Annotated in this window: 23 protein-coding genes; 16 read left to right on the forward strand and 7 right to left on the reverse strand. The window is 62.0% G+C overall.

Annotated features, from left to right (window positions below; all coding sequences use genetic code 11):
- Nucleotide 1: 1 nt before the first annotated feature.
- Nucleotides 2-1381 carry an AAA family ATPase gene (locus I6I71_RS01305; protein WP_201821668.1) on the reverse strand — a complete coding sequence of 460 codons (1380 nt, stop codon included), beginning with the start codon at nt 1379-1381 and terminating at the stop codon, nt 2-4.
- A 313-nt stretch (nt 1382-1694) separates the two neighbouring features.
- Between I6I71_RS01305 and I6I71_RS01310 the strand changes: the two genes are divergently transcribed.
- Genes I6I71_RS01310 through I6I71_RS01340 form a run of 7 tightly spaced genes read left to right on the forward strand, consistent with a single transcriptional unit; the run spans nt 1695 to nt 9485 of the window.
- Nucleotides 1695-3065 (forward strand): dipeptidase, encoded by a 1371-nt coding sequence (locus tag I6I71_RS01310; protein ID WP_201821670.1) that lies wholly within the window; start codon nt 1695-1697, stop codon nt 3063-3065.
- Nucleotides 3066-3089: 24 nt separating this feature from the next.
- Nucleotides 3090-6017, forward strand: a complete 2928-nt coding sequence (locus I6I71_RS01315; RefSeq protein WP_201821672.1) for a Na+/H+ antiporter subunit A — start codon at nt 3090-3092, stop codon at nt 6015-6017.
- Complete coding sequence (locus I6I71_RS01320) at nt 6018-6509, forward strand: Na(+)/H(+) antiporter subunit C (protein ID WP_201821673.1); 492 nt, start codon at nt 6018-6020, stop codon at nt 6507-6509. It begins immediately after the preceding gene.
- Nucleotides 6510-6513: 4 nt separating this feature from the next.
- Nucleotides 6514-8211 (forward strand): Na+/H+ antiporter subunit D, encoded by a 1698-nt coding sequence (locus tag I6I71_RS01325; RefSeq protein ID WP_236587428.1) that lies wholly within the window; start codon nt 6514-6516, stop codon nt 8209-8211.
- Nucleotides 8211-8786, forward strand: a complete 576-nt coding sequence (locus I6I71_RS01330; protein WP_201821676.1) for a Na+/H+ antiporter subunit E — start codon at nt 8211-8213, stop codon at nt 8784-8786. The genes I6I71_RS01325 and I6I71_RS01330 overlap by 1 nt, the downstream gene beginning before the upstream one ends.
- Before the next feature lies 1 nt (nt 8787).
- A complete protein-coding gene (locus I6I71_RS01335; protein ID WP_070465159.1) occupies nt 8788-9066 on the forward strand; it encodes a monovalent cation/H+ antiporter complex subunit F in 279 nt (92 codons plus the stop codon).
- Entirely contained in the window at nt 9066-9485 is a 420-nt protein-coding gene (locus I6I71_RS01340; RefSeq protein WP_201821678.1) for a monovalent cation/H(+) antiporter subunit G, read from the forward strand. The genes I6I71_RS01335 and I6I71_RS01340 overlap by 1 nt, the downstream gene beginning before the upstream one ends.
- Before the next feature lie 28 nt (nt 9486-9513).
- Here I6I71_RS01340 and I6I71_RS01345 read toward each other — a convergent pair whose 3' ends face one another.
- The 3 genes from I6I71_RS01345 to I6I71_RS01355 all read right to left on the reverse strand — a co-directional run bounded on the left by I6I71_RS01345 (nt 9514) and on the right by I6I71_RS01355 (nt 12716).
- Nucleotides 9514-10641 (reverse strand): glutamate--cysteine ligase, encoded by a 1128-nt coding sequence (locus I6I71_RS01345; RefSeq protein WP_201821680.1) that lies wholly within the window; start codon nt 10639-10641, stop codon nt 9514-9516.
- 714 nt (nt 10642-11355) lie between these two features.
- Nucleotides 11356-12450 carry a LytR C-terminal domain-containing protein gene (locus I6I71_RS01350; RefSeq protein WP_201821682.1) on the reverse strand — a complete coding sequence of 365 codons (1095 nt, stop codon included), beginning with the start codon at nt 12448-12450 and terminating at the stop codon, nt 11356-11358.
- 35 nt (nt 12451-12485) lie between these two features.
- Nucleotides 12486-12716 (reverse strand): DUF3263 domain-containing protein, encoded by a 231-nt coding sequence (locus tag I6I71_RS01355; protein WP_052206074.1) that lies wholly within the window; start codon nt 12714-12716, stop codon nt 12486-12488.
- On the opposite strand from I6I71_RS01355, the gene I6I71_RS01360 reads away from it, so the two are divergent.
- From I6I71_RS01360 to I6I71_RS01380, 5 genes are all read left to right on the forward strand, one after another.
- Nucleotides 12715-13287 (forward strand): peptide deformylase, encoded by a 573-nt coding sequence (locus I6I71_RS01360; protein ID WP_052206072.1) that lies wholly within the window; start codon nt 12715-12717, stop codon nt 13285-13287. The two genes, I6I71_RS01355 and I6I71_RS01360, sit on opposite strands and share 2 nt — an antisense overlap.
- 72 nt (nt 13288-13359) lie before the next feature.
- Nucleotides 13360-14298, forward strand: coding sequence for an LPXTG cell wall anchor domain-containing protein (locus tag I6I71_RS01365; RefSeq protein ID WP_201821684.1), 939 nt, complete (start codon nt 13360-13362; stop codon nt 14296-14298).
- A gap of 18 nt (nt 14299-14316) precedes the next feature.
- The gene (locus I6I71_RS01370; protein WP_201821686.1) at nt 14317-15261 is read left to right on the forward strand and encodes an N-acetylglutamate synthase, CG3035 family; all 945 of its coding nucleotides are present in this window, start codon (nt 14317-14319) and stop codon (nt 15259-15261) included.
- Nucleotides 15262-15270: 9 nt separating this feature from the next.
- Complete coding sequence (locus I6I71_RS01375) at nt 15271-16062, forward strand: exodeoxyribonuclease III (RefSeq protein ID WP_201821688.1); 792 nt, start codon at nt 15271-15273, stop codon at nt 16060-16062.
- A gap of 4 nt (nt 16063-16066) precedes the next feature.
- Nucleotides 16067-17644, forward strand: a complete 1578-nt coding sequence (locus I6I71_RS01380; protein ID WP_201821690.1) for a phospholipase D-like domain-containing protein — start codon at nt 16067-16069, stop codon at nt 17642-17644.
- Nucleotides 17645-17958: 314 nt separating this feature from the next.
- Here I6I71_RS01380 and I6I71_RS01385 read toward each other — a convergent pair whose 3' ends face one another.
- The 3 genes from I6I71_RS01385 to I6I71_RS01395 are packed head-to-tail and all read right to left on the reverse strand — an operon-like array spanning nt 17959 to nt 20114.
- Complete coding sequence (locus I6I71_RS01385) at nt 17959-18693, reverse strand: ABC transporter permease (protein WP_201821692.1); 735 nt, start codon at nt 18691-18693, stop codon at nt 17959-17961.
- Nucleotides 18686-19624: an ABC transporter ATP-binding protein gene (locus I6I71_RS01390; protein ID WP_201821694.1), complete on the reverse strand. Its 939-nt coding sequence runs from the start codon at nt 19622-19624 to the stop codon at nt 18686-18688. Before I6I71_RS01390 ends, I6I71_RS01385 begins: the two co-directional genes overlap by 8 nt.
- Nucleotides 19617-20114, reverse strand: a complete 498-nt coding sequence (locus tag I6I71_RS01395; protein ID WP_201821702.1) for an NUDIX domain-containing protein — start codon at nt 20112-20114, stop codon at nt 19617-19619. Before I6I71_RS01395 ends, I6I71_RS01390 begins: the two co-directional genes overlap by 8 nt.
- Nucleotides 20115-20139: 25 nt before the next feature.
- Here I6I71_RS01395 and I6I71_RS01400 point away from each other — a divergent pair, with 25 nt between their 5' ends.
- From I6I71_RS01400 to I6I71_RS01415, 4 genes are all read left to right on the forward strand, one after another.
- A complete protein-coding gene (locus I6I71_RS01400) occupies nt 20140-21462 on the forward strand; it encodes a hypothetical protein (protein ID WP_201821704.1) in 1323 nt (440 codons plus the stop codon).
- Entirely contained in the window at nt 21459-22469 is a 1011-nt protein-coding gene (locus I6I71_RS01405) for a glutamate ABC transporter substrate-binding protein (protein WP_201821706.1), read from the forward strand. The genes I6I71_RS01400 and I6I71_RS01405 overlap by 4 nt, the downstream gene beginning before the upstream one ends.
- Complete coding sequence (locus I6I71_RS01410) at nt 22466-24817, forward strand: serine/threonine protein kinase (protein WP_201821708.1); 2352 nt, start codon at nt 22466-22468, stop codon at nt 24815-24817. Before I6I71_RS01405 ends, I6I71_RS01410 begins: the two co-directional genes overlap by 4 nt.
- 376 nt (nt 24818-25193) lie before the next feature.
- Nucleotides 25194-26102: a DUF3800 domain-containing protein gene (locus tag I6I71_RS01415; RefSeq protein WP_201821710.1), complete on the forward strand. Its 909-nt coding sequence runs from the start codon at nt 25194-25196 to the stop codon at nt 26100-26102.
- Nucleotides 26103-26119 lie beyond the last annotated feature (17 nt).

The following is a 26119-nucleotide window of genomic DNA, read 5'->3' on the forward strand; positions in this document are numbered from 1 at the left end:
ACTACTCAGCCCATCCAACCATGTCTACAAGACGATTCTGATCATCAATCACGTCATCAAACGAGGTCGCCTCGATACCCTCATCGCTAACGGGAACATCGTGGACGCCGGTAGCGGAGGTGCTGTACACCTTCACCTTCTGCGGATCCAGCGCCATGGAGCGGGTAATCCCCTGTTCACGCAGGACTTCCTCCACATCTTCCGGCGCCGGCACCGCCACAGAGGACAACGACACAAGCGCGCTAAGTTCCCGGACAATGTAATCCGAATGGGTAGTAATCAACACCTTGACGCCCTGGTTATGCACAAGCGCGAGTAGGCGCGCAAGCTTTCGCTGGTTGGCGGGGTGCAGGTTCAGCTCCGGCTCATCAATGATGAGGAAGTCTCCCGGTTTAGCCCGGTACAGAATGTAGAAATTGAGATCCACCAACGACCGGATGGCGCTTGAGCTTGCAATCAATGGCAACGACACTTGGCCGGTATCAAAAGTCAGCTGCTGCCCTGTCGCCTTGTATCTACCGCCTGCCATACCTTCGATCAAAATTTGGATCGCTGGGTTCGCCTTCACAATCGGGCTGGGTTCCCGCCGCATATCAGGTATGCGTCGAATGAAATCAATGTTCGCATCGACAGCTGCTGGGCGCGCGAAGTCATGGTTTCGAACCACCGCTTCCCGCTCCGCTGGGTTTTCGGATTCATATAGAGCATCAAGCAATTGTGCCGCGGTGTAATCCAGCTCCCGCTGGAAGATCACCGCGCCTGTCCGTTCCGCACTGGAAATAAACACGCCCGGAACGGCCGCCCGCAACATCGCCTCAGTGGCGGCGGCACGTACCCAAAACTGGACGCGCTCCGGCGCGACGTCAGCGTACCCGTCAAGTGCCTCAAAGATTAAGGACTGTGTATCAGCATCAAAACGGACATCAAGAAACGCATCAGACCTACCAACTCGAGCGGCGCGCGTATATCCCTGCAGCACGCTGTAGTCCAGATTGAACACCTGAGCGTGAATCTCTGCCTGGGAAAACAGCGCCGAGTCAGCCGCGAAGAGTGAACCAATTCTGCCCGAAACGCCCGTAGAAATACGAGACATCAATTCCTGCAGAGCCGGTTCTAACGGCGCCAGTTCCAGTCGAGCCACACCTTCAGAGTCAAGCTGCTGACTGATCTGCTCAGCGTTTTCAACATCAATGCGATCTTGGCCCGGAAACTGCGCCACACGGCGCCGATGGCACGCCCTGTTTAGAACCCCGAAGATGGAGTGAGCGAGGTAAGTCTTGCCCGTGTTGTTCCCGCCGGTGATGACCGTCATTCCGGCGAGACGAATCTCGGCCGACGGCACTGGACCGATCGATCCGAGGCGAAACAATAGGTCTGCCACTTCAACTCCAAACGCGCGTTACACGCGAACCCCACCGCTCGCGCTCTTGTTTTCCTTAAGCCCCTATTAAACCCGAACCCTTAGAAAAGAGGTCGGAAATGGGACAAGCGCTGACAAATCGTGCAGCGGCCCCTTGCCGGTTCGGCAAACACCCAGGTGGCCGATTTTGCGTCGTCAACTTTGTCAGGCAGGCGGCCGGGCGGCACCCAAACCCCAGCCCAAAACCACCAAAACCCACTACCCAAAACCGTTGACGATAGCAATATAAGCAACCGATAGGTAAAACAGATTTCAAACAGGTACTTTCGTAACCATGTCAAAAACGCCTATTCCAGCCCCGAACCGCGAGCGAATTTTCGCCGACCTTTCCGCTTTAGTCTCCTTCAACTCCCCGCACTCCACCCCCGAGCTGGCTGACCAGCATGAGGCGGCATGCGCCTGGACTGTCCAGGCTCTTGAGCAGCTGGGCTTGGAGGTCACCCGCCACCCGACGGTGGATGACGCGGACACGGTCATTGGTTATAAGGCGCCGGTGGATAACGCGCCGACGGTGCTGCTGTATTCCCACTATGACGTGGTTCCGGCGAATAATCCGGAGGCGTGGACCAGCGATCCGTTCACGCTGACTGAGCGCAACGGCCGTTGGTATGGCCGCGGTGCCGCCGATTGCAAGGGCAACCTGGCCATGCACCTTGAGGCTCTGCGCATGCTGGAGGCCGCCGGCGGCACGGACCTCGGCCTCAAGGTTGTCGTCGAGGGTTCGGAAGAGCTCGGCGGCCTGGACGGCCTGGTCAAGTTGATTGAGCAGGAGCCTTCGCTTTTCGACGCTGACGTGATCCTCATCGCCGATTCCGGCAATGTGGCCGTTGGGGTGCCGACGGTGACGACGTCGCTACGCGGCGGCGCCCAGGTGCACGTGAGTGTGGAGACACTCAACGGCGCGATCCACTCCGGCTCCTTCGGTGGTGCCGCCCCGGACGCAGCTCACGCACTGGTGCGCATTGTGGACTCCCTGTTTGATGAGCATGGCCGCACGACTATCGACGGTGTGGACGCGACCGCCAAGTGGGAGGGCGACGAGTACTCGCGCGAGGACTTCCGCTCGGACGCTGGTGTGCTCGACGGCGTGCAGCTGCTCGGCAGCGCGGAAGATCAGCCGGCGGACATGGTGTGGTCGCGCCCGGCGCTAACCATGATCGGCTTTACCTCTACCCCGGTTGCGGAGGCAGTCAACGCGGTCAACCCGCGCGCAGAGGCACAGCTGAACCTGCGTGTCCCGGCCGGCATGGACGCGGCTGAGGTGTCGGAAAAGCTGAAGCAGCACATCATCAACCACACCCCGTGGGGCGCAAAGGTTGAGGTGACTGTCTCGGGCGTGAGCAAGCCGTTCGCTGCCGACCCGGAAGGCGAGGCGCTCGCACTGCTCGGCCAGTGCCTGAAGGACGCCTACGGCAGCGAAAACCTCGCCGTTGTTGGTGCTGGTGGCTCGATCCCGCTGACCATCACACTGCAGGAAACCTTCCCCAACGCCGAGGTCATTGTGTACGGCGTGGAGGAGCCGCTGTGCGGCATCCACGGCGTGGACGAATCGGTAGACCCCACAGAAATTGAACACATTGCCATTGCAGAGGCCACGTTCCTCACCCGTTACGGCAGCCCAGAAAGCAGCCCAGAAGGCAACTAACACTAGTAAGTAGGTTTACGCCGCGTGCTCATACTGCTCATCGCCCTATTCGCCGCCACAGCGGCCGCACCACTTCTGCTGCGGGCGCTGGGCAGGTGGGCATTCGCACTGATCGCACTCGTCCCCGCCGCGGGATTTGTGTGGATAGTGTCCCTTTTCCACGGCGGCGTGTTCGCCTCCGGGGGAGAGCTCGTCGCCAGCTACGCATGGATGCCCTCTGTCCACATGAACCTGGAGTTTCGGCTCGACGCCCTAGCGGGCCTGTTCAGCCTGATCATCCTGGGTGTTGGCGCGCTGGTGCTGTTTTATTGTTGGGGCTACTTCGACTCCAACCCGATTCGGTTGGCGGCGTTTGCGTCGCAGCTGACCATGTTCGCCACCGTCATGTACGGCCTGGTTATCGCGGACAACTTCCTGCTCATGTACGTGTTCTGGGAGTTAACGTCGATTCTGTCGTATTTGTTGGTGTCGTATTACGGCGAGAAGGCGTCGTCACGCAGAGCGGCCCTGCAAGCGCTGATGGTAACCACCTTTGGTGGGCTGGCAATGCTGGTGGGCATCAACCTGCTCGGGCACCAGACCGGCATTTGGCAGCTGTCCGGCATCTCGCAGATTGCGGACATTGAAAACACCACCGGCATTTCCGCCGCAATTGTCCTGATCATGCTGGGCGCGCTGACCAAATCCGCCCAGGCACCGTGGCACTTCTGGCTGCCCGGCGCGATGGCTGCGCCTACCCCGGTGTCTGCCTACCTGCACTCCGCGGCGATGGTGAAAGCCGGCATTTACCTGGTGGCACGGTTGGCACCGGACATGTCGGCGGTGACCACGTGGCACCTTGTGGTGATTACCACCGGCTGCTTCACCATGCTGCTGGGCGGCTGGATGGCGCTCAAGCAGCGCGACCTGAAGCTGGTGCTGGCGTACGGCACGGTCTCCCAGCTGGGCTTTATTACCGCGGTGATCGGTATTGGTTCCCGCGAGGCAACCATGGCTGGCCTGGCGCTGACCTTTGCGCACTCCCTGTTTAAGGCGGCGCTGTTTATGGTGGTCGGCGCAATTGACCACGCAACTGGCACGAGGGATCTGAACAAGCTTTCCGGGTTGGGCCGCAGCCACCCGCTGCTGGCCGCAATCGCTATTGTTTCCGGCGCGTCCATGGCGGGTATTCCGCCGCTGTTCGGCTTTGTGGCCAAGGAAGCCGCGCTGGAGACCGTGCTGCATGAGCAGCTGCTAGTTGGCATGCCTGGCCGGATCATGCTGGTGGTGCTGGTGGTTGGCTCGGTGCTGACCATGGCCTACACCCTCTACTTCCTGTGGGGCGCGTTTGCCACCAAGCGTGAGCACGACCGCACCCCGTCCGAGGCTGTACTGCAGATGCACGCAATCGGCCCCACCATGTGGCTTTCGCCGCTGGTGCTCACCATGTTCACCATCTTCTTCGGCATGGTGCCGCGCAGGCTTTCCCGGCTTATCAACGAGTACCTGGACGTGCGCTTCCCCGGCGTCGATTCTGAGCAGCTTGCGCTGTGGCACGGCATTAACGTGCCACTGATCCTGACCGCGGTGATCATCGCAGCTGGTTCCGTCTTGTTCTGGCAGCGTGACTTGCTGAAGAAGGCACAGTCCGAGCGCCCTGCGCTTGGGGATGCCGACGCACTGTGGGACAACATCCTGGCCACGCTTCGCCGCTGGTCGCTGCGCCTGACGGCCTCCACGCAGCGCGGTTCCTTGACCATCAACCTGGCCGTGATCTTCGCCGTGGTGATGGCCGTGCCGCTGGCCGCGATGATCCTTGGCCCAAGCAACAGCATCCAGATGATTGTGTGGGACAACGTGTGGCAGGCCATTGTGGTTGTGCTCATGGTCGGCGCCGCCGTGTTCGCCACCGTGCAGCGCAACCGCCTCTCGGCCGTAATCATGGTCAGCCTCACCGGCTACTGCCTGGCGCTGATCTTCGCGCTGCACGGCGCGCCGGATCTGGCGCTGACGCAGACGCTGGTGGAAACCATTGTCATGGTGCTGTTCATGCTGGTGCTTCGCAAGATGCCGACGGATGTGGAGCAGCGCCACGACGACAACCGTCTGCGCGCCTGGCTATCCATCGGCACCGGCCTTTCCGTGGTCGTGGTGGCCATGACGGCAATCTCCGCACGCGTGTCGGAACCGATCTCCGCACACATGCCGGATCTGGCATACGAGATCGGCCACGGCCGCAACGTAGTCAACGTGCTGCTGGTGGACCTGCGTGCCGCCGATACCTTCGGCGAAATCATCGTGCTGGTGATCGCCGCAACCGGCATTGCCAGCCTGATCTTTGGCACCGGCAAGTTCGGCCGCCCGTCGCACCGCCCAACGCTGTCCACCACCCGCCCGCGGTGGCTGTCCTCCGGCGTGCCAAGTGAGACTGAGCTCAACCGCCAGATCATGGTGGATGTGGTCACGCGGCTGCTGTTCCCGTCCATGATGCTGCTCTCCCTGTACTTCTTCTTCTCGGGCCACAACGCCCCCGGCGGCGGTTTCGCCGGCGGTCTCGTTGCAGCACTCGCGTTTACGCTTCGCTACCTTGCCGGCGGTTACAAGGAGATCGAGGACGCTTTGCCTATCGACGCAGCACGCATCCTCGGCACCGGCATCCTCCTGTCCTCCGTAGCCTTTACGGTGCCAATGCTGTTCGGCCACCCGCCGCTGATGAGCTCCTTTGCAGAGTTCGAGTTGCCGCTGATCGGCCTGGTCGCCGTGCCGTCGGCGCTGGTGTTCGACGCCGGCGTGTACCTGATTGTGATCGGCCTGATCATGCACGTGCTGCCGTCCATGGGCGCGCACCTTGACCGTGAGGACGAGGCCCGCAAGGACCGCGCCCGCGACCGCGCCCGCGAGCTGCAGGAGAAAAACAAACGGCGTCGCAGAAGGCTGTCAAGACTCACCAGCACTGGAAAGGAGAGCAAGTAGATGGAAGCCAACCTGTTCCTACTCATCGGCTCCGGTGTGCTGATCGCCTGCGGCGTGTACATGATGCTGGATCGCGCGCTGACCCGCATGATCCTCGGCGTGCTGTTGCTTGGCAACGGCGCGAACCTGCTGATCCTGCAAGCCGGCGGCGAGGCCGGCTCCCCGCCAATTTTGGGGCGTACCTCTGAAACCGCCGACGGTATGGCGGACCCGCTGGCGCAGGCGATGATCCTGACCGCGATTGTGATCTCCATGGCGCTGGCCGGGTTCATGCTCTCGCTGATGTATCGCCAGTACCGCTACCGCACGGATGACGTGATTGAGCGTGACGAGGAAGACCACGCAATTGCCACCCGCCCAACCACGCCTTCGGCAGCCCCGGACCATGACTTGTCCGAGGACCCGGAGACCGGGCGCCTGTCCGCCAGCGGCGACACCTTTGGGCCACGCAACTTTGAAAGCCCCGTGAAGGAGGTGGACGGTGACAGGTAGTTTGATGGCGTTCGCGGAGGCGTCGTTAAGCATGATGCCCTATCTCACGGCCATGCCGATCCTGCTGCCAGCCGTGGCTGCGGCGCTGATTTTCGTGGTGCGGCCACTGCAGCTGCAGCGCACCATTGCCCTTGGCACCCTGTTTGCGCTGGCAGTTATCGCCGCAACCATGATCATTACTGTGGACGTCCACGGCATCCACACCGTACAAATGGGCGGCTGGGACGCACCGATTGGCATCACGCTGGTTGCAGATCGCTTGAGCACCGTGATGCTGTTCGTCTCCTCCATCGTGCTGTTTGCGGTGATGTGGTACGGCATTTCGCAGGGTCTTCGCGACGGCGACGAGGACGACCCAGTCGCCGTATTCCTCCCCGTCTACATGCTGTTGTCCATGGGCGTGAACCTGTCTTTTCTGGCGGGTGACCTGTTCAACCTGTACGTGGGCTTCGAGGTGTTCCTGGTTGCCTCGTACGTGCTGCTGACACTGGGCGCTTCGCCCGGGCGTGTGCGCGCGGGCATTGGTTACGTGATGGTGTCCGTGGCTTCCTCCATGGTGTTCCTGTTTGCCCTGGCGCTGATCTACGCGTCCGTGGGCACAGTAAACATGGCACAGGTGGGTATCCGCATGGAGGACATCCCCACCGGCACCCGCGCCGCGATTTTTGCCACGCTGCTCGTGGCGTTTGGTATTAAAGCGGCGGTGTTCCCGCTGGATGCGTGGCTGCCGGACTCCTACCCCACGGCAGCGTCGCTGGTAACCGCGGTCTTCGCGGGCCTTTTGACCAAGGTCGGCGTGTACGCAATTATCCGTATGCGCTCGGTGGTCTTTACGGACGGCTCACTAGACAGCCTCCTGATGTGGGTGGCGCTTCTGACCATGATCGTCGGCATCATGGGTGCGCTGGCGCAAAACGACATCAAACGTCTGCTGTCATTTACCCTGGTCAGCCACATCGGCTACATGATCTTCGGCATCGCACTGACCTCTGTGCAGGGGCTTTCCGGCGCGATCTTCTACGCCATTCACCACATTCTGGTGCAAACATCCCTGTTCCTAGTGGTGGGCCTAATTGAGCGCCAAGCGGGTTCCGCACAGCTGCGCCGCCTCGGCTCTTTGATCTACACCTCACCGCTGGTGGCCATCTTGTACTTCATCCCGGCGCTGAACCTGGGCGGCATCCCACCACTGTCCGGCTACCTGGGCAAAGTCATGCTCATCCAAGCCGGTGCACAGCAAGGCACCTGGCTTGCGTGGGTCCTTATCGCCGGTGCTGTGGTTACCTCCCTGCTCACCCTCTACGCCATGATCCTGGTGTGGTCGAAGGCGTTCCTGCGCGACCGCTCAGATGCCCCCGAAGGCGAAGTGGCCCTGGCGCGCCCGTCCAACCTGGCGGACCGCTACAGCACCACCACCATGGCAGAGCGCGAAGACCCGGGCCGCGTGCCCGTTGGCATGATGGCATCGACAGCGCTGCTGGTGGCAGCTTCCTTGTCCATCACGGTGCTGGCCGGCCCAATCTCTGAGGTGACGGACCGCGCCGCCCAATCCGCACAGGACCAGTCCATCTACCGCGACGCCGTCCTCCACCCCGACCCGGAGAACCCGACGCGGCGCCCCGAGTTGTTCCTGGTGCCCACGCTTGACAACTCTTCGTCGGACTCCCAAACCAACCGACCCACCACCGGAGGTGAACGCTGATGGCTTCCCCGCTGCAACGTTTAAACAACCGGCTGCGCTGGCCGTTCGTCCTCTGGCTGACGTTCATGTGGATCCTCCTCATGGGCGACTTAACATGGGGCAACCTCATCGCCGGCGTCTTGTTAGGCCTAGCCGTTGTGCTGGTGCTGCCGCTGCCGCCAGTGCCGCGCCAACACACCACTATCCGTTGGGATCGCCTCATCATGTTCGTGTTGAGGTGGCTGTGGGACTTGATCGTGGCGTCTGCACGCGTGGCCTGGCTGGCGTTGCGCCCCGACCCCACCCCGAAGGGTGCGATCGTGCAGGTACCCATGCGCGTATCATCTGAGCTGGTACTTTACTTAGCCACGTGCGCCTACAACCTCCAGCCCGGCGGCACCGTCACCGACATCAACGTGGCAAACCGCCTCTGGACCGTGCACCTTCTAAACGCCAGCACGCCCCAAGCCCTCGAACGCGAAATCCAAAACGTAGCCACCCTAGAGCGGCAGATGATCGACATCTTCGAAAACCCACCACGCAGCCTCAAACGCTCCGTAAACGAGGCCCCGCGGGCACGAAAGGTAACGCGCTGACATGGACCCCACGCTGTACAACATCTTCCTGGCCATTGCGGCCGTGCTGCTAGCCATGGGCTTTTTCATCGTGTTCTGGCGCATCGTCGTCGGCCCGAACTCCATGGACCGCATGCTGGCCAACGACGGCATCACCGCATCCCTACAGTGCGTGCTGGCGCTCTACATCTGCTGGACGCTAGACACCACCGTGGTCAACGTCATGATCGTGATTGCGCTGCTCGGGTTCATCGCATCCCTATCCGTGGCGCGATTCCGCAAGAGGGACGGTGCGCACTAATGAACTGGCAACTGATTACAGACGTAGTGTCGCTGGTATTCATCCTGCCCGGCGCATTCATGGTGTTCTCCGCCGCAGTCGGTGTGGTGCGCTTCCGCTCCACACTGGCCCGCGTGCACGCCATCACCAAACCCCAGACCACCGGCCTGCTGCTGATGATGGTGGGCACAATCATCCGCCTCGTCGGTTCGCAGGACTTCGGGATCCATCAGCGTGGCGACGTCGGCATGATGATCCTGCTCGTCCTCTTCGCCCTAATGACCAACCCAGTCACCGGCCAACGCCTCGGCCGCATCTCCAGGCTCGAGGGCCTCTACGGCACCGAGAAGGACCTGACGGTCAACAACGCACCAGCGGCCTACCACCCCGGGCGTGTAGAGACGGGCACGCCGAAGAAAGCCGACAAGCCGAAGAGTTAGCTCCAGCCTGGGTTAGCTCCAGCCTGGGTTAGCTCCAGCGCACGAGCTCTTCACAGGTGGCGTCCACAACCTGGCGCCAATCGCCGGTGGCCTGGTAGAGCTTGCGCTGGCGCTCATACCCTGCGCCCCGGTCGATGATCTCGTGGACCAGCTCAAGCTCCTCAACACACCCAATCTCGCGGGCGATCGGGGTGAGCTCCTCCACCAGCGCCACCAGGTCATCTTTAACCCACGCCTCATCAGTGGCGCGGCTGGTAATGATCTCCGCGTCCAACCCATACCTTGCACCGCGCCATTTGTTCTCCGCCACGTGCCACGGCTGCAACGTTGGCAATGTCTCGCCCGCCTCCAGCATCCGGTCGTAGTGCACCACCAGGCAGTGCGTCAGCGCCACAACGCCAGCGAGTTCGCGCAGGTTACTCGTGGCGTCCGAAATACGGACCTCGATGGTGCCCCACTTTGCGGCGGGTCGGACGTCGAAATGCATCGAGCCCGTGTGACTTATCACACCGGAAATCTTCTGATCCTGCATGAACCCAACCCAGTCCGCCCACGTGTGGAACTGGTACGGCATGCCAGCGGTGGGCAGCTGCTGGTACAACATGGTGCGGTTTGAGGCGTACCCCGTATCCAACCCCTCCCACGCCGGACTGGATGCCGAAATAGCCAGCAGGTGCGGGTACTTCGTCATCACAGCGTTGATAATCGGCCACACCTTGTCCTCATGGCTAATACCCACGTGGCAGTGCACGCCCCACAGCAACATCTGCTTACCCCAATACTGGGTGCGGTTAATGATCTCCGCGTAGGTTTCCTTCGCGCTGAGCTGCTGTTCACGGAAGTCCGTGAACGGGTGGCCGCCGCCCGCCCACAACTTCAGCCCCTGGCGTTCGGCTTCGCCCCGCACCACGTTGAGATCACGACGCAACGCTTCAATCGCCTCACCCGTATTCGTGCACACCGGGGTGACCAGCTCAACAGTGTTCTGCAGAAACTCGCGCTCCAGGTGCGTCCCTGGGTGTGCCGCGTGCACCGCGTCAATCACATCGGCAGCCCGTGGCACTAGGTCGCGGGTCTGCGGGTCAATGACGCAGATCTCCCACTCCACGCCGAGAGTATTGGACTCCGAGCGGGCAAAATCGCGGTAAGGATCCATGTGCAGCAAGTCTATGCGGTGGGCGCCGAAATCCCGCCATTACATTCGGCGCTTGGTTGTTCTGGCTTGGTGTTGATAGTGCAGCATGGTGTTGATAGTGCTTCTGGCCATCGTCAGGCTTTTTGTGAGTAGACGCTCGGTCAGAGCGTTAAGTTCTGCAACTGCGGACCCCTGACCGAGCATCTATTCACTAAAAACGGTCACGGTTTACTGGCTTTGGTGATGTTGGTGGCTTATTCCGGTCGGCGCCGACCTACTCCGGCCGCCGCCGCTGCAACAATCTCCGGATTACTGCATTTTCATCGCCGTGGTGGGGTTGTCTGGCAAAGATGACAATTGCGGCGCCCAAGCCGGGCCTAGATGGCACCTCGAATTCTGAATTTGTTTCCCGAAATCGGGGAAATAATTCAGTAATCCCAGGTGGCCGAGAGCACCAACCCAAACTAATTCAGAGCGGTGCCCCGGCCCGCCCGTCACCCCTTCGACGTGAAGCATTTTTGTGAGTAGACGCTCGGTCAGATCGTTAAATTCTGAAAACGCGAGCCCCTGACCGAGCATCTATTCACTAAAAGCCTGACTCTCCCCGAACGCACTACCCGCAGACCAAGGCAGCAATGAGGGCAGCAATGAGGGCAAGGTCTGAAGGAAAAAGGGCGAAAAGGAAAACGCCCCGGCTCCAAGAAGCCGAGGCGCATTCGCACAAGTGTTGAGCGATTAGTGGTTTTCCGCGAGCACCACAACGATTGCGTCGCGAGCATTCGTGTTCGGCGGCAACCGCACACCATCGGTTTTTGCTACGGCGACGCCACCAAGCTGGCGGGCAATCTCCTCAGCAACCTGGCGCGCACCCTCGGTGCTTTCCGGATAGAAGACCTGCACGCCTTCGAAGGTGCCGTATTGCCCCTCCGGCATGTTCGCATTCTTCGTCGGATCGTTGAGCTCCTCAGTGTTCGCCACCTGGAAATTGCCATCCAGCTTGGCCATCGTATCGGCTGCCCAGCCATTGACGTTGGAGTTGTTGTAGACGAATACCTGGGCGTTCTGGGCGGTGATGGCGGGGCCGCCATCGTTGGGAGCCGGAGCCGGTGCCGGAGCGTTCGGATCGGCCGGATTCGCCGGGTCGGCAGGAGCGTTCGGGTCGGCGGAAGCGTTCGGGTCAGCGGGTTCGTTTTCCTGGCCTTCCGCGTTCGGGTCGGCCGGGTTCGCGTTCGTCGGAACGGTCTCCGGGGCCGGTGGCAGCGCCGAGTTGGTGCCGTCTGGCGAGTCGACGGCCGTGGTCTCGGTGGTTGCAGCGCCGGTGTTGGCATCGCTGCTCTTCTGAGTCAGGGCGTAAATGCCCCAGAGCAGCAGCAACGCGGCAACAGCAATCAGGATCATGGCCAGGCCACGCTTCGGAACACCGGCACCCGCAGCACCCGCGCCAGCTGCAGCACGACGACGACCACCCGCGCCACGAGCAGCACCAGCGGCGCCCGCACCTGCGGCGCCGGCGGCGAGGTTGTCGTCATCGTCGTCGTAGGCGTCAATGTACGCATCGTCGTATGCAGCGTCGTCGTATTCAGCGTCGCCGTATTCGGCGTCGTATGCAGCGCTGTATTCAGCGTCGTTGTAATCCTCGCGGCGGTGAGCGCCGGTATATTCCTCGGCACCCACCGAAGCAGCAGTGCCCGCTACCTGGTCCGGCTCGTGGCCGGGGTAGTCGGTGTACTCGGTGTCGGCAATGTACTCGGTGTCGCCAACAAACTCGTCGCCAACAAACTCGTCGCGGTTGTCGTCGCTAGGGCGGTTTCCCGGGTTGTTCGTAGTCACGCGCGCCACACTACCCTCGAGTGGAGGTTGAGGGTTTAAGGCGCGCCGTCGCGAAGCCTCTGCAATCTGCGCACCAACTGGGGCCGGGCGGCGAGCGCATCGGGTGAGTCCAGCAAACCGTTGAGACGCTGGAAGTATCGCACCGGGCTGATGCCAAGTTCGCGGCGGATGGCTTCCTCTTTTGCGCCGAGTGAGCGTGGGGCGCGCGCTTCGAAGTCCAGCAGGGCAAGGTCATCGTCGGCGAGCATGCCTAATATATACCGCATGACTATTCGACCAATCGTGATCTACGGCGACCCCGTCCTGCACACCCCCACGAAGGAAGTGACGCAGCCGGTGGAGGAGCTGCAGGAGCTCATTGCTGATATGCACGAGACTATGGACGCCGCGAATGGCGTCGGCCTGGCCGCCAACCAGATCGGTGTGCCGTTGCGTTTGTTTGTGTACCACTGCCCGGATGGGGATGTGATGCGTCGCGGCACGGTGATCAACCCGGTGCTGGAGACCAGCGAGATCCCGAAGACCATGCCGAGCGATACCGGCGAGGACGACGAAGGCTGCCTCTCCGTGCCTGGCGAGGGCTGGCCAACCGGCCGCGCCGACTGGGCCAAGGTCACCGGCCTGGATGAGAACGGCAATGAGGTAGAGGTGGAGGGCACCGGCTTTTTCGCCCGCTGCCTGCAGCACGAGGTTGGCCACCTGGACGGCTACGTGTACACGGACGTGCTGACCGGCCGTTACAAGAAGGAAGCGAAGCGCGCGATTCGTGATAACGGCTGGACCGAGGCCGGCAACACCTGGCTGCCGGGCACGGATGAGGACCCGTTTGGCCACTAGCACTTCTTGCTTGTGGGTGTAAGGGGTTATGCTTAGGCGTTGACTGTCCGTTTTCAATTGAAGGACCCCGCCATGCGCACCGCTTCCGCCTTGATTGCTGCCGCCGCCGCTCTTGCGCTTTCGGCACCCGCCGCGAGCGCTACCTTGACGTCTTCGCCCGCCCCGGTGGTTCTCACTGAGGGCTCGGAGGCGCCCGAGCTGACCCGCGAGGAGCTGATCGAGGCCGCCATCAAGGCCAGCGACGCGTACGCGAAGAAGCAGACCCCGGAGACCGAGGCCGCACTGCGCGAGGCGCTTGAGGCGTGGCTTGAGGATGTCACGGAGCGCATGGATGAGCTCGACGCCGAGCGCGACGAGGCCGGCGAGCTGCCCGAGGAGCTGGCCGATACCGAGGCTGAGCTGCTGGAAGAGCGCGTGTTGTTGCGGAAGCTGTACAAGGAGCTCCCGCTTGACGACGCTTCAACGCACCCCCTCCCCACCATCCTCACCGAAGCAAACGTGGCGGATGAAGAGGCGGAAGTAACTACCGCGGAGGCCACGGCGGAAGAAGCGGCGGAGCCGGTGGCAACTGAGCGTGCAACCGCGAAGACTGCAACCGCGAAGACTAAGCGCGCGACCGCGGAGCCGACGCTGCGCCAGCGCGTGGTGACCCTGGCGGACGACACCACTACGTCCACCACCACCAGCGAGACTACGACGGACACTACGACGACGAATACGTCGACCACCAGCACCACGACCACGGGCACGTCCACCACCTCTTCCGCAACCACGTCCGGCACGGCAACCGTGTTGGAGAACAGGACGACTGAGGCGACCACGACGCGCTCCAGCACGAGCACCAGCTCCAGCACGAGCTCGACCACCCGCACCTCCACGCCGACGAGTACCACAAGCACGACTCGCAACGACGATCTGGCTGAGACCGGCACCCCGATGCTGGGCCTGATTGCGCTGGGTGCGCTGCTGGTTGTGGGTGGCGTGTTCCTGACGCGTCGCGGCAACGAGTAAGCACAGAGCGCAAAGCTAGTGTCGCGCGTTTTTCGTTCGGACCCGGTGGCGGTTGGGGACCGGGTTGTGGTGCGCCAGCGTCGCGGCGACCTGGATAGTGACGTCATCGGATTCGTCCACAGCACCGACCCTTTGGTGATTCGCCGGGGTGAGGAGCTTGTGGAGATTACGCACCTGCACATTATTAAGAAGCTCTCGCCGCGCACGGTGCGCAATTCGGACATCCGCGCGGTGGAAACCGCCACCGCTAAGGCTTTTCCGGGTCAAGAGCAGGTGCTCATCCAGGGCTGGTTGGCGCGCGCCGGTGCCGAGATCGCTGAGCGCTCCAACTCCGCCACGCCAATTGGCCACGCCGCGGGATTCCAGGCGGTGCCCTTAGACGAGATCAAAACGTTCTATCAAGAGCGTGACATGCCGGTGCAGCTTCTGATTCCGGAGCGCATTGGCAAACCCGCGCTGCGGCTAATTGAGCAGCACCCGGACAAATGGCAGCTGGGTGAAGAGATCGTGGTCATGACCCGCGAGCTCGACGACATTGAATACGAGATGGACCCGCGCGTGCGCATTACAGAGCAGCCGGATGAAGACTGGCTGTCGCTTTACCATTACCGTGGCCAAGACCTCCCCGCCGAAGCGGTGCTGGACCTCGCCCAAAACATCGACGGCGAGATCGGCTTTGCCAGTCTGGTAGAAGGCGGCGAAACCATCGCGGTCACGCGCGCCACGATTACTGCCTCCGAAAACGAACGGCGCTGGCTGGGGTTTTCGGCGGTTGAGGTGGGTGGGCGGTGGCGTCGACAAGCAAAAGGCACTGTGCTGGGCCAAAGTGTGCTCGCGTGGGCCAAAAGCCGAGCTGATGCAGCATACCTGCAGGTAAGGGTGTCGAACGTGGCGGGGATCGCATTGTACACCAAACTGGGGTTTGTGGAACACCACCGCCACCGCTACGCACGGCTGGGCTAGTCTTACTGCATGCGAATTGCCACGTGGAACGTCAACTCAGTGCGAACCCGCGCTGAGCGCATCGGCGCATTCCTCACACGCGGTGACATCGACGTGTTGTGCATGCAGGAAACCAAATGCGCGGACGACAAATTCCCCTACTCAGTTTTCAACGTCTTGGGCTACGACGTCGCCCATGTTGGTTACAACCAGTGGAATGGGGTGGCGATTGCGTCGCGAGTCGGCCTGGAAAACGTACGCCACGAGTTCGAGCGGCAGCCGGCGTTTGCCAAAACCGGCGAGCCTGTGCGTGAAGCCCGCGCCGTGGGTGCCGTGTGCGGCGGGGTGGACGTGTGGAGCCTGTACGTGCCCAACGGCCGCGAGATCGGGGACCCGCATTATGACTACAAGCTGGAGTTCCTCTGGCGCCTCGCCGACGTGGTGCAGCCGTCCGCTCACCAGGCTTTGTGCGGCGACTTCAACATTGCGCCCAGGGATACCAACGTGTGGGACGTGTCGTTTTTTGAAGGCCGCACGCACGTGACCGAGCCGGAGCGCGCCGCGTTCCAAATCCTGCTTGAGACCGGGTTGTCGCAGGTCAAGCACGAAGAGCCGTACAGCTTCTGGGACTACAAATCCGCCCGCTTCCAGCGCAACCAAGGCATGTTGATCGACTTCCTGCTGGCCACCGCGCCGTTGGCGGGCGGGTTCGAGCGCGCCTGGGTTGACGTTGAGGAACGCTCCGGCAAGGGCGCGTCCGACCACGCGCCGGTGATCGCCCAGTTTGATACGCACACGCTGGATATAGACGCGGTTCGCTGATCTTATGGACGTTTCGTGGTGGCAGGCGGCGCTGTTCGTCCTAGATTTTGCGATCAAGCTGGTCATGATCGGTATCGTGCCGGGCGGGCGCAAACCGTCCAGCGCCAACGCGTGGCTGCTGCTCATCCTGTTTGTGCCGGTGGTCGGCCTGCCATTGTTCCTGCTCATGGGCTCACGGATAGCGTCCCGGCGCCGCCACCGCATCCAGGTGGAAGCCAAAGAGGCCGTGGACAACATCCACACGGACATTCCGGATGAGCCCGGGTCTTTAAGCGGCGAGGCCTCCTCCATCGTGCGCCTCAACCGCACACTCACCGGCTACCCGGCGCTGGAAGCGTCCATCCCCGCGCTCTGGACGGACTACGACATGACCATGCACCGCATGGCCGAACTCATCGACAACGCCCAACACGACGTAAACATCGAAATCTACGCCGTGGCCTGGGACGACACCACAGGCATAGTCTTCGAAGCCATCGAGCGCGCCGTCGCCCGCGGCGTCCACGTCCGCCTGCTATTCGACCACATCGGCTCCCAAAAATACCCCGGCTTCCGCAAGTTGAAGAAGCGCCTGACCGAAATCGGTGTGGACTGGCACATGATGCTCCCCCTCGCCCCACTGCGCGGCCGCTGGCGCCGCCCGGATCTTCGCAACCACAGGAAGCTTTTGCTTATCGACGCCAACGTCGCCCTCCTCGGCTCCTTCAACCTCATCGACCGCACCTATTTGCTACGCCGGCACAGGCGCGCGGGCAGGCAATGGGTCGACGCGTTCATTGAGCTGCGCGGACCCATCGTTGCGTCCCTGGAGTCCATGTTCGCCGTGGACTGGTTCACCGAATCCGGCGAAGTCCTCGAACTGCGCTCCCCGCGCGAGATTGGTTCTGGTTCGGGTGCTGTTGGCGCTGGTGTTGCTGGTGGCGCTTCGGGCGCTGGCGCTGGTTCGGGCGTTGGTGGCGGCGCTTCGGGCGCTTCGGGTGCTTCGTGCGCTGGCGTTGCTGACGCTTCGTGCGCTGGCGCGAACGTCGTCCAGCTGGTGCCCTCCGGCCCCGGCTACCTGACCGAGCCGAACCTGCGCATGTTCAACACGATGATCCACCACGCGCGCGAACACCTGATCCTGTGTTCCCCCTACTTCGTGCCCGAAGACTCCATGCTGGAAGCCATCACCTCCGCCTGCTACCGAGGTGTGCGCGTGGACCTCCTCGTCGGCGCGAAGGCCGACCAGTTCATGGTCCAACACGCCCAATCTTCCTACTACGAGCAGCTTTTAAACGCCGGCGTCCACATCTGGGAATTCCCTGCCCCGTATATCCTGCACTCCAAGTTCGTACTGGCAGATCCCGGTACCGAAAACGCCGTCGGCGTCATCGGCTCGTCCAACATGGACATCCGTTCGTTCTCGTTGAACTACGAGTCTTCCCTGTTCATCGCCTCCGGCTCCCTCCTACCCGCGCTTCATCACTTAGCGTTGAACTACATCGCCGTCTCCCACGAACTCCTGCCCCAGGTTTGGGAGCAGCGCCCCTGGTACCGACGCTACATCGACAACGTGATGAAGCTGACCTCCGCGCTGCAGTAGGTGCGGCTTCAGCTTCAGCGCTTCGGCTTTGGCTTTGGCCCCGCCGCCCGCCGCCCGCCGCCCGCCGCTGCACACTAATCCCGGAATTGTTGCATTCCGCCCCCTAAACGCCCAGGTGGCAACACCAGCTCCCGGAATTATTGCATCCTCGCGATGGCTTCACTGACAAATCTGACATTTCGGCACTCCTTGAAATTTTAACCGCCCAGGTCAGGGCGTTTTCACCAAAATCGCGTCGTCACATTTGTCAGAACCAACGGCCAATGGCCCACCCCAACGGCCAATGGCCCACCCCAACGGCCAAAACCAACCCCCTAGGCGTCGCGCGCCGCGGTTAGCGCCACGCCAACGCCCCACACAGCAACCGCCCACACGGCGAACACGCCGAAGCCGTGCCAGACGGAGTCCCAGTAGGGGGTGGGCTGGTTGGTCATGAACGCGATGATGTTGCCAAACGGCATGAATTTGACCAGGTCCGCGCCAATGTTAGGGATCATGCCAACGATGGACTCCAGCACCAACAGCAGCGCCATCCCAATGACTACGGCGCCGGCGGTGTTGCGCACGATCCAGCCGATGCCCTGCACGAACAGGCTTACCAGCGCCATCCCCAGCGGCACGGCCCACATGGCGCGTTGCGTGGCGGGGTTGGTGGGCCAGTTGGCGGAGACGGGCGCGGCGAGATCCGCAAGCGTCAGCGCCGCCGCCAAAGCCACGGCGCACACCACGGCCGCCAGCACAGCACCCAGCAGCGCTTTCGCCGCGGCGACTTGCCAGCGCTTGGGCGTGATGCGGAAGTTGGTGGCGGGGATGCCAAAGCGGTATTCGGTGGTCACCACCATGGATTGCTGCACGATCATGACGATGATGCTGGTCAGCGCTACTGTCGCAATGACGGTGACGGGGATGTACGGGATGGTGCCCAGGCGCGCGGTCCATGCGAACAGCGCGCCGTAGCCAGCGGCGATCAGCACGGTCAGTCCGGAGGTCCACCAGAACGCGGCGGTGGTGCGCAGTTTGGTCCATTCGGCAGGCAGAAGATTAATCACGGGAAGCCTCCAGAGCAGATGCAGATGCGGCGTATTGGGTGTGGCCTTCGGTGGATTGCATGTAGGCGTCTTCAAGCGAGGCGCGTCGTTCGCTCAGCTCGGCCAGTTGCACGCCGGCCGCAAATGCCGCCGCGCCGACCTCGTCGCTGGTCATGTTGGGTACTTCGATGGTTGGGCGCCCGTCGGCGTCGGTAGTCTCGGTGTACTCATTGAGTACCCCAAGGAGCTTTTGCTTATCGACGCCCACGCCAACCCGAACCACCGTCACCACCGCAGAGTTACCGCGGATGAATTCGGCGACGGACGTGTCGGCGACCAGCTTGCCCTTGCCGATGACGATGAGGTGGTCCGCGGTCTGCGCCATCTCTGCAAGCAGGTGCGAGGACACGAGCACGGTGCGGCCCTCGGCGGCGAAGGACTTCAGCAGGCCGCGGACCCAGCGGATGCCTTCGGGGTCCAGGCCGTTGACGGGTTCGTCGAGGATGAGAATTTCGGGGTCTCCAAGCAACGCCGCCGCGATGCCGAGGCGCTGGCTCATACCAAGCGAAAAGCCGCCAACGCGCTTGCCAGCAGCCTGAGAAAGGCCAACCAGCGAGAGCACCTCATCAACGCGTGAGGCAGGCAACCCCGCCGCCTGCGCCTGCCACAACAGCGTCGCACGCGCGGAGCGGTTCGGGTGCACACCCTTGGCGTCCAACAGCGCACCCACTTTGCGGGTGGGGTTTGCAAGGGCGGAATACGTTGCGCCGTCGATCAGCGCCGTGCCCGCAGTCGGCTTGTCCAGGCCGAGAATCATGCGCATCGTGGTGGATTTACCTGCACCGTTCGGGCCCAAAAAGCCGGTGACGTGACCGGGTTGGACGCTGAAGGTGAGGTCATCAACGGCGGTGACTGCGCCGTAGCGCTTTGTCAGGCCTTGTACTTCAATCATGCGGATTAGTATGCCCGACGCGTGCCAGAACCGTTGGCAGCGAGGCAGCAAAACCGGGGTGTAATGGCAGGGGCATTACACCCCGGGATGGAGCGGAAGCACCGGAAGCGGCTAACTCCCCGAGCGGGACCCAGCGCAGCTCCACGCTCTCCTCGTTCGCGGCAAACGGCAACCGAGACTCAGCCGAAGCGATTACGGTGGTGTAGCTCCACCCCGGCACCTCGAAAGTGACCACGCTGTCCACCACCGTCACCTGGGAAGGGTCGATGCCGCACTCCTCTACCGTTTCGCGAAGAGCGGCTTCGGCGGCGGTTTCGTGGGAGTCGCGTGCGCCGCCGGGGATGCCCCAGGTGTCGCCGTCGGCGGTCCAGGGGGCGCGGTGTTGGAGGAGCACGTGGGCGTCGGCAAGCAAGAAGAGCCCTGCGGCGCCATGAAGGCCCCAGTATTTGTGGTTGTGGTGGTGGACCCAGCCGTTTCCGTCGCCAAGCATGAGCCCCACTGTATATTCTTGGGGAATGTTCGACGATGCCTGGCTTGATAGCGCCGAGACCGCAACGCGGCGGCGCTTTCAGCTTGTGCGCATTCCGGCGGGGCTGGCGTCTACGCCGGGGCGGCTGGTGGCGATGATGCTGGTGCTTACGTTGGCGCTGCTTGCGGCCGGTTTTTCCATGAGCCAGTCCATTGCGGCCAGGCAGCGGGCGCTGGACACGCTGATTACGTCCACGGAGCCGATGGCGCATTCGGCGCACCTGTTGTACAACAGCCTGAGTCAGGCGGACACGATTTCCACCAACGCGTTTGTGCAGCCGGGGCTTCTGACGAAGGAGCAGATGGAGGCGTACGCGGCCAGTATTGACCGCGCGGCCGCCACGGCTGCCGATATTCATGAGGGCGCGGTGACCACGGTCGGCGGCGGCGCGGCGGCGGAGGCCACGCGCGAAATCATTACCAAGCAGGTGACGGATATCCAGCGTGACCTGCCCGTTTACACGGGGTTGATGGAGCGCGCGAAGGTGAATCAGCGCATTGGTAACCCGGTAGGTGTGGCGTACATGACGCAGGCGAGTTCCGTGATGCGCGACGGGATGTTGCTGAAGGCGGATCAGCTCTCGCGGCTCACCCAGGAGGAGGTGGCGCGTGAGATGCGCCGCCTGTCCGCGCCGCAGTGGGTGCCGCTCAGTGGCCTGTTTGCGGCGCTTGGGTTTTTGCTGGCGGCGCAGTGGGCGCTGTGGCGTGTGTTCCGCCGCCGCCTGAACAAGGGGTTTGTGGCGGCCACGGCGGCGATTGTGATTGCGGTTGGCTGGGTCAGCGCGTCCAACTACCAGGCGTGGGAGTCCGGCGCGGTGGGATTCCAGCGCGCGGCGGACCCGTGGCAGCAGTTGGCGCGGGCGCGTATTGAGGCCCAGGAGACCCGCACGGATGAGACGTTGGCGTTGTTGTCGCGGCGTTCGGTAACTAGGGCGTCCCAAAGCTTCGCGCTGACGGGCGCGCATATTCGCAACGCGTTGGATGCGGCGGAGTCGCTGGATGCGGAGGTGGATCCGGCGCGCGGCTACCTGTCCGCATGGTCGCAGGAGCACGCTGAGCTGGAGCGTTTGCTTGCCGACGGCCGATTTACCACCGCCATCGACCTAGTCAACGGCAGCACCGCCTACGCGGATTTGGATGCGCAGCTGCAGAAGCTGATTGATTACTCGCGGGAGAACACGCGCGAGTTCATCAACGCCTCTTTGGATGCCACACGCCTGGTGTCTACCGCGGTGGCGGGGTTGACGTTGTTTGCGGTGGCGTGCATTTGGGCGGGTATTCGCCCCCGGCTTGGGGAGTATTACCGATGAAGCGCGTTTGGTTGGCTCGCCATCTTTTGGTTTCCGCTTGTGCAACGGTTGCGCTCGTTGCAACCGCGTGCACAAGCCCCCCGCCGCCGCCTGCGGGCGACCCGCCGCTGTCCACGCGTGAGCCGCTGCGCCCGCCCGGCGCGATCCTGGACCCGCCGGGTGTTGCGCCGGAGGGCGAGTACGCTTCCACGCCTGAGGAGTGGGGCTGGCCGGGGTCGCTGCGCCCTGGGACGGAGGAGCAGCGCGACGGTCCGAACATGCAGCGCATTCGTGAGCGCGGCCGTGTGTTGGTCGGTGTGGATCAGTCGCAGTATTTGTTGAGTTACCGTGATCCCTCAGCAGGCGAGATGCGCGGCTTTGAGGTGGATCTGGCGCGTGAGATTGCGCGTGACGTTTTCGGCAGTCCGGATCACGTGGAGTTCCGTTTCGTGGAATCCGCCTCGCGCGCGGAGGCGCTGCGCTCAGGCGATGTGGACATTGTGATTCGGACGATGTCGGTCACACCGGATCGTGCGAAAATGGTGTCGTTTTCCACGCCGTACCTCACGTCATATGTAAGGATGCTCGCGCCGCGCGACAGTGACGTGAAGAGTCTGGAGGATTTGCCGGGGAAAACAGTATGTGTGGTTGACGGCACGAACCTGCTGAACCTGGTGCGTGAGAAGGTGCCGGGCTCTGAGGTGCTGCGCACCCGTTCCTGGTCGGATTGTTTGATGGCGCTGCAGCAGTACCAGGCGTTTGCGGTGATTGGAGATGACACGTTGCTGGCCGGCATGGTGGCCCAGGACCCGCTGATGGAGATTTTCCCGGAGCGTCTTGCGGAGCAGCGTTACGCGGTGGGCGTGGGCCTGGGCAATGACGATGTGGTGCGCCAGGTGAATTTCACGATTGAGCGCTTGCGTAGCGACGGCACCTGGACCCGCATGTACAACCAATGGCTGCGCACCTCACTTGCAGAGTCGTGGCTGCCGCGGCAGATGTACGCGAAGGAGGGTGAAACGCAGTGAATTCCCAGCATGACGAGCCGACGCAGGCGGTGCACTTCGACCCGTTCGCCGACGAGCCGGCAGACCCGGCTAACCCAGACGAGCCGGCAGAGTACCCCGGCACGGAGGCCGTCGCCTTCGACCCGTTCGCGGATGATGCCGATGACTTCCACGACGAACCTCTCGGCGACATGGCTGGCCTGCTCAAGGAGATGGAAAGCCAGCGCTCAAGGCTCAAGGCGTTGGATACGTTCCGTGAGCGTCGTGGCGCCCGGCGCGCCAGCCGCATGGTGGCAGACGGCATGGTGGAGTTGCCGTGGGTGACTCCGACGGTCCCGTCGGAGTCACTGATCAACCCGGAGGATACGAAGGCCGCTCCCCCAGCGCTGAAACCGGGTGACATGGTGGCAAACCAGTACGAGATCATGGGCGTTATTGCCCACGGCGGCATGGGCTGGATCTACTTGGCGCAGGACCACTTCGTGGCAGGGCGTGTGGTGGTACTCAAAGGCCTGCATTCCACGACGAATGCGGACGAGGCGGCGGCCGCCGCCGCGGAGCGTGAATTCCTGGCGGATATTACGCACCCGGGGATTGTGAAGATCTTCAACTTCATTGATGATCCGCGCGTTCCGGGTGGGTTTATTGTGATGGAGTATGTGGGTGGGCCGTCGTTACGCAGCCGGCGCACGCAGCCTCTGGAGCCGGATGTGGCGATTGCCTACATGCTGGAGGTGCTGCCTGCGCTGGGGTATCTGCACAGCCGCGGGGTGGTGTACAACGACCTGAAGCCGGACAACGTGATTGTCACCGAGGACCAGGTGAAACTGATTGACCTGGGTGCGGTTTCCGGCATCGGCGCGTATGGCTATATCTACGGCACGCGCGGCTTCCAGGCGCCGGAGGTGGCTAGCGATGGTCCGTCGATTGAGTCGGACATTTACACCGTGGGCCGCACCCTTGCGGCGTTGGTGATTGATCTGCCCTCTCAAGATGGCGTGTTTGAGCACGGCATTCCCTCGCCAACCGATGAGCCGCTGTTTCGCCGCTACACCTCGCTCTACCGCGTGCTTGCGCGTGCGTGTGATCCGGACCCGGAGCGCCGCTTCCACTCCGCGCACGCGATGGAGCTGCAGCTGCTTGGCGTGTTGCGTGAGGTGCTGGCGATCCGTGACCAGGTGACGTTCCCCGCCCAGCATTCGCTGTTCTCCCCGCAGAGAACCACCTTCGGCACCAAGCACTTGGTGTTTCACACCGACCAGCTTATCGACGGCATCACGCGCACCGTCGAAATCACCCCACCCGAAGTAGTCGCAGCACTTCCCTCCCCGCTGATTGACCGCCACGATATCGGTGCTGCCATGCTGCAAGGTTCCTCCTACGCGGAGCCGCAGGAAACGCTTGAGATGCTGCGCCAGGCGATGCGGACCCCGCAGTACGAAGAGTCCATGGAAATCCCATTCGGTGTGGTTCGCACCATGTTGGACCTGGGGTTGACGGCGCAGGCGCGCAACTGGTTGTCCTCGTTGGACGAGCGTTATGGGCGCAATTGGCGCTACCACTGGTACTCCGGCGTGGTGGATTTGCTGCAGGAGGATTTCGTGGCGGCGCAGCGGGACTTCTCCGTTGTGTTGGAGATCCTGCCTGGTGAGGCCGCGCCGAAGCTCGCCCTTGCCGCCACCGATGAGCTGCTACTGCAGCGCTCCGGGGCGAACACGAGTGAGATGTTGGATGACACGTTGGCGCGCGCGAGTGCCGGTTTGAGCAGTTCGCTTGCAGACGTCCCAACGTCCTTCTTCCACAACCTCACCCAAGAGGGGTTGCTGGATCCCACCTGGACGATGGTGGCGGATAGCCCCGCGATGCTTCGCTTCCACGCCATGCGTTTGTATGCGTTGGTGTGGGCGGCGAACCCAACGACGGTGTCGTCCGCCTTTGGGTTGGCGCGCCAGCTGATGCACGAGGGCGAGGTAGAGCTTGCGGTTGCTGCGTTGGATAGGGTGCCGCAGTCTTCACGACACAACCGGATGGCATCCCTGACGGCAATTCTGTGCCTGGTAAATCGTGAGCTCACGGAGTCTCGGATCCGGGCGGCGGCGCGCCGGCTTGAGGAGATCCCGAATACGGAGCCGCGTTTCTTGCAGGTGAAGATCTTCGTGCTGCGCGCAGCGTTGACGTTTTTGCGTGATAACGGTGTGTCTGCCGCGGCGTCTGCAAAGCCGTTGTTTGAGTATGACTTCACGTTGCGGGGGCTTCGCCGCGGGCTTGCCATGACGCTGCGGGAGCAAGCGCGTGTGGCGCCGTACGCGAAGCACCGCTACGCGCTGGTGGACATGGCGAACAAAGTTCGGCCCTCGACCTGGTTCTAAGTTTTGGCCTTGCCTGGCTCTGGGGTGGGGATACCCCTTTCCGCGAGAGTCACACTTTTTGTGAGTAGATGCTCGGTCAGAGCGTCGAAAATCCGACACCCACCCCTCTGACCGAGCATCTATTCACTATTTTGAGGACAGACGTGTCGAGGGTCAGGTTGGCTAGATTTATTCACCTAAACAGCATCGCTCTTTGACACACTGCAACTACAAACAATTCAAACCTTCCGAACTATTGACATTGCAGCATGCTTTTCCGAGTGGTAGATTCACCGTCGTAGGCCAGGGTTGAGCGCAAGCAAGAATACCCCGGGCAGCAACTCCGTAAGGTCTCCTTGGCAACAAGGAGACCTTACGCGTTCCTATACTCAAACTCATGCTGCTCGCCTACATCGACGAAATAGGACAGTCCGGAGCATTTGTGTCTCCTGACCACAAACGCTTCAACGACAGCCCTGCATTCGGGTACGGCGGATTCGTGATCCCAGAAGAAGCAGCTCGAGAATTAGGCGCAAAATTTGCCAAAATAAAGCAAGAGGCCTTTGCCAAAGAAATTAAAGAGGCTGCAAATCCCGGGCGATGGGAAAACAAGGGAGCAGACCTACTTTTCGCTGGCGTAAACGAAGCTCGCCCACTAAATGTACGGATACTCGCAAGTCTCTTCGGAGAAATCGCACGTCTCGGAGGCCAACTCTTCTACTACGCCGAAGAAAAACCGTTAGGCACTCCCAAACAAGTCAATACTGGCCCTGAGGAATTCCGGCAACGCGAAGAAACAGCCATGCGGGAAACCCTGAACAGACTTGCACGGCACGCAGACTACAACAGCTCCAACATCCTCGTCATGATGGATCAGATTAACGAGAAATCAAGGAAGCAGCGCTTGCCTGCAATGTACGCACACATATACCGACGAAGCCAAGACTTCAAAGAGATGCGCAGGATCGTAGAGCCACCCATGCACATAGACAGCGAGAACTCAACTAACATTCAACTCGCCGATTGGGTTTGCGCATTCGTAAAGCGGGCGATCGATAACCAACTTGTGAAAGACTCGCGATACCAGTGGATCCCACTATCCGTAGCGGCCGATGCTGCGAATGGGCATTTTACTTACGAGTCAAAGCTTCGCCTATATGAGCGGTCAATAAGCGACTTTAACCATTCCCAACTCATCTATCCGGGGGCCAGACCCATGTTTGTCAACCAGGGCGGATACAGTTTGCGTGATGACCACATCGTTCAACTCGAGAGAATTCGTGCAGCAGCCCGAACACAAAAATGAGCATCCAGTTGACTCCT

It is taken from the genome of Corynebacterium riegelii (assembly GCF_016728505.1).
Lineage (GTDB): Bacteria > Actinomycetota > Actinomycetes > Mycobacteriales > Mycobacteriaceae > Corynebacterium > Corynebacterium riegelii.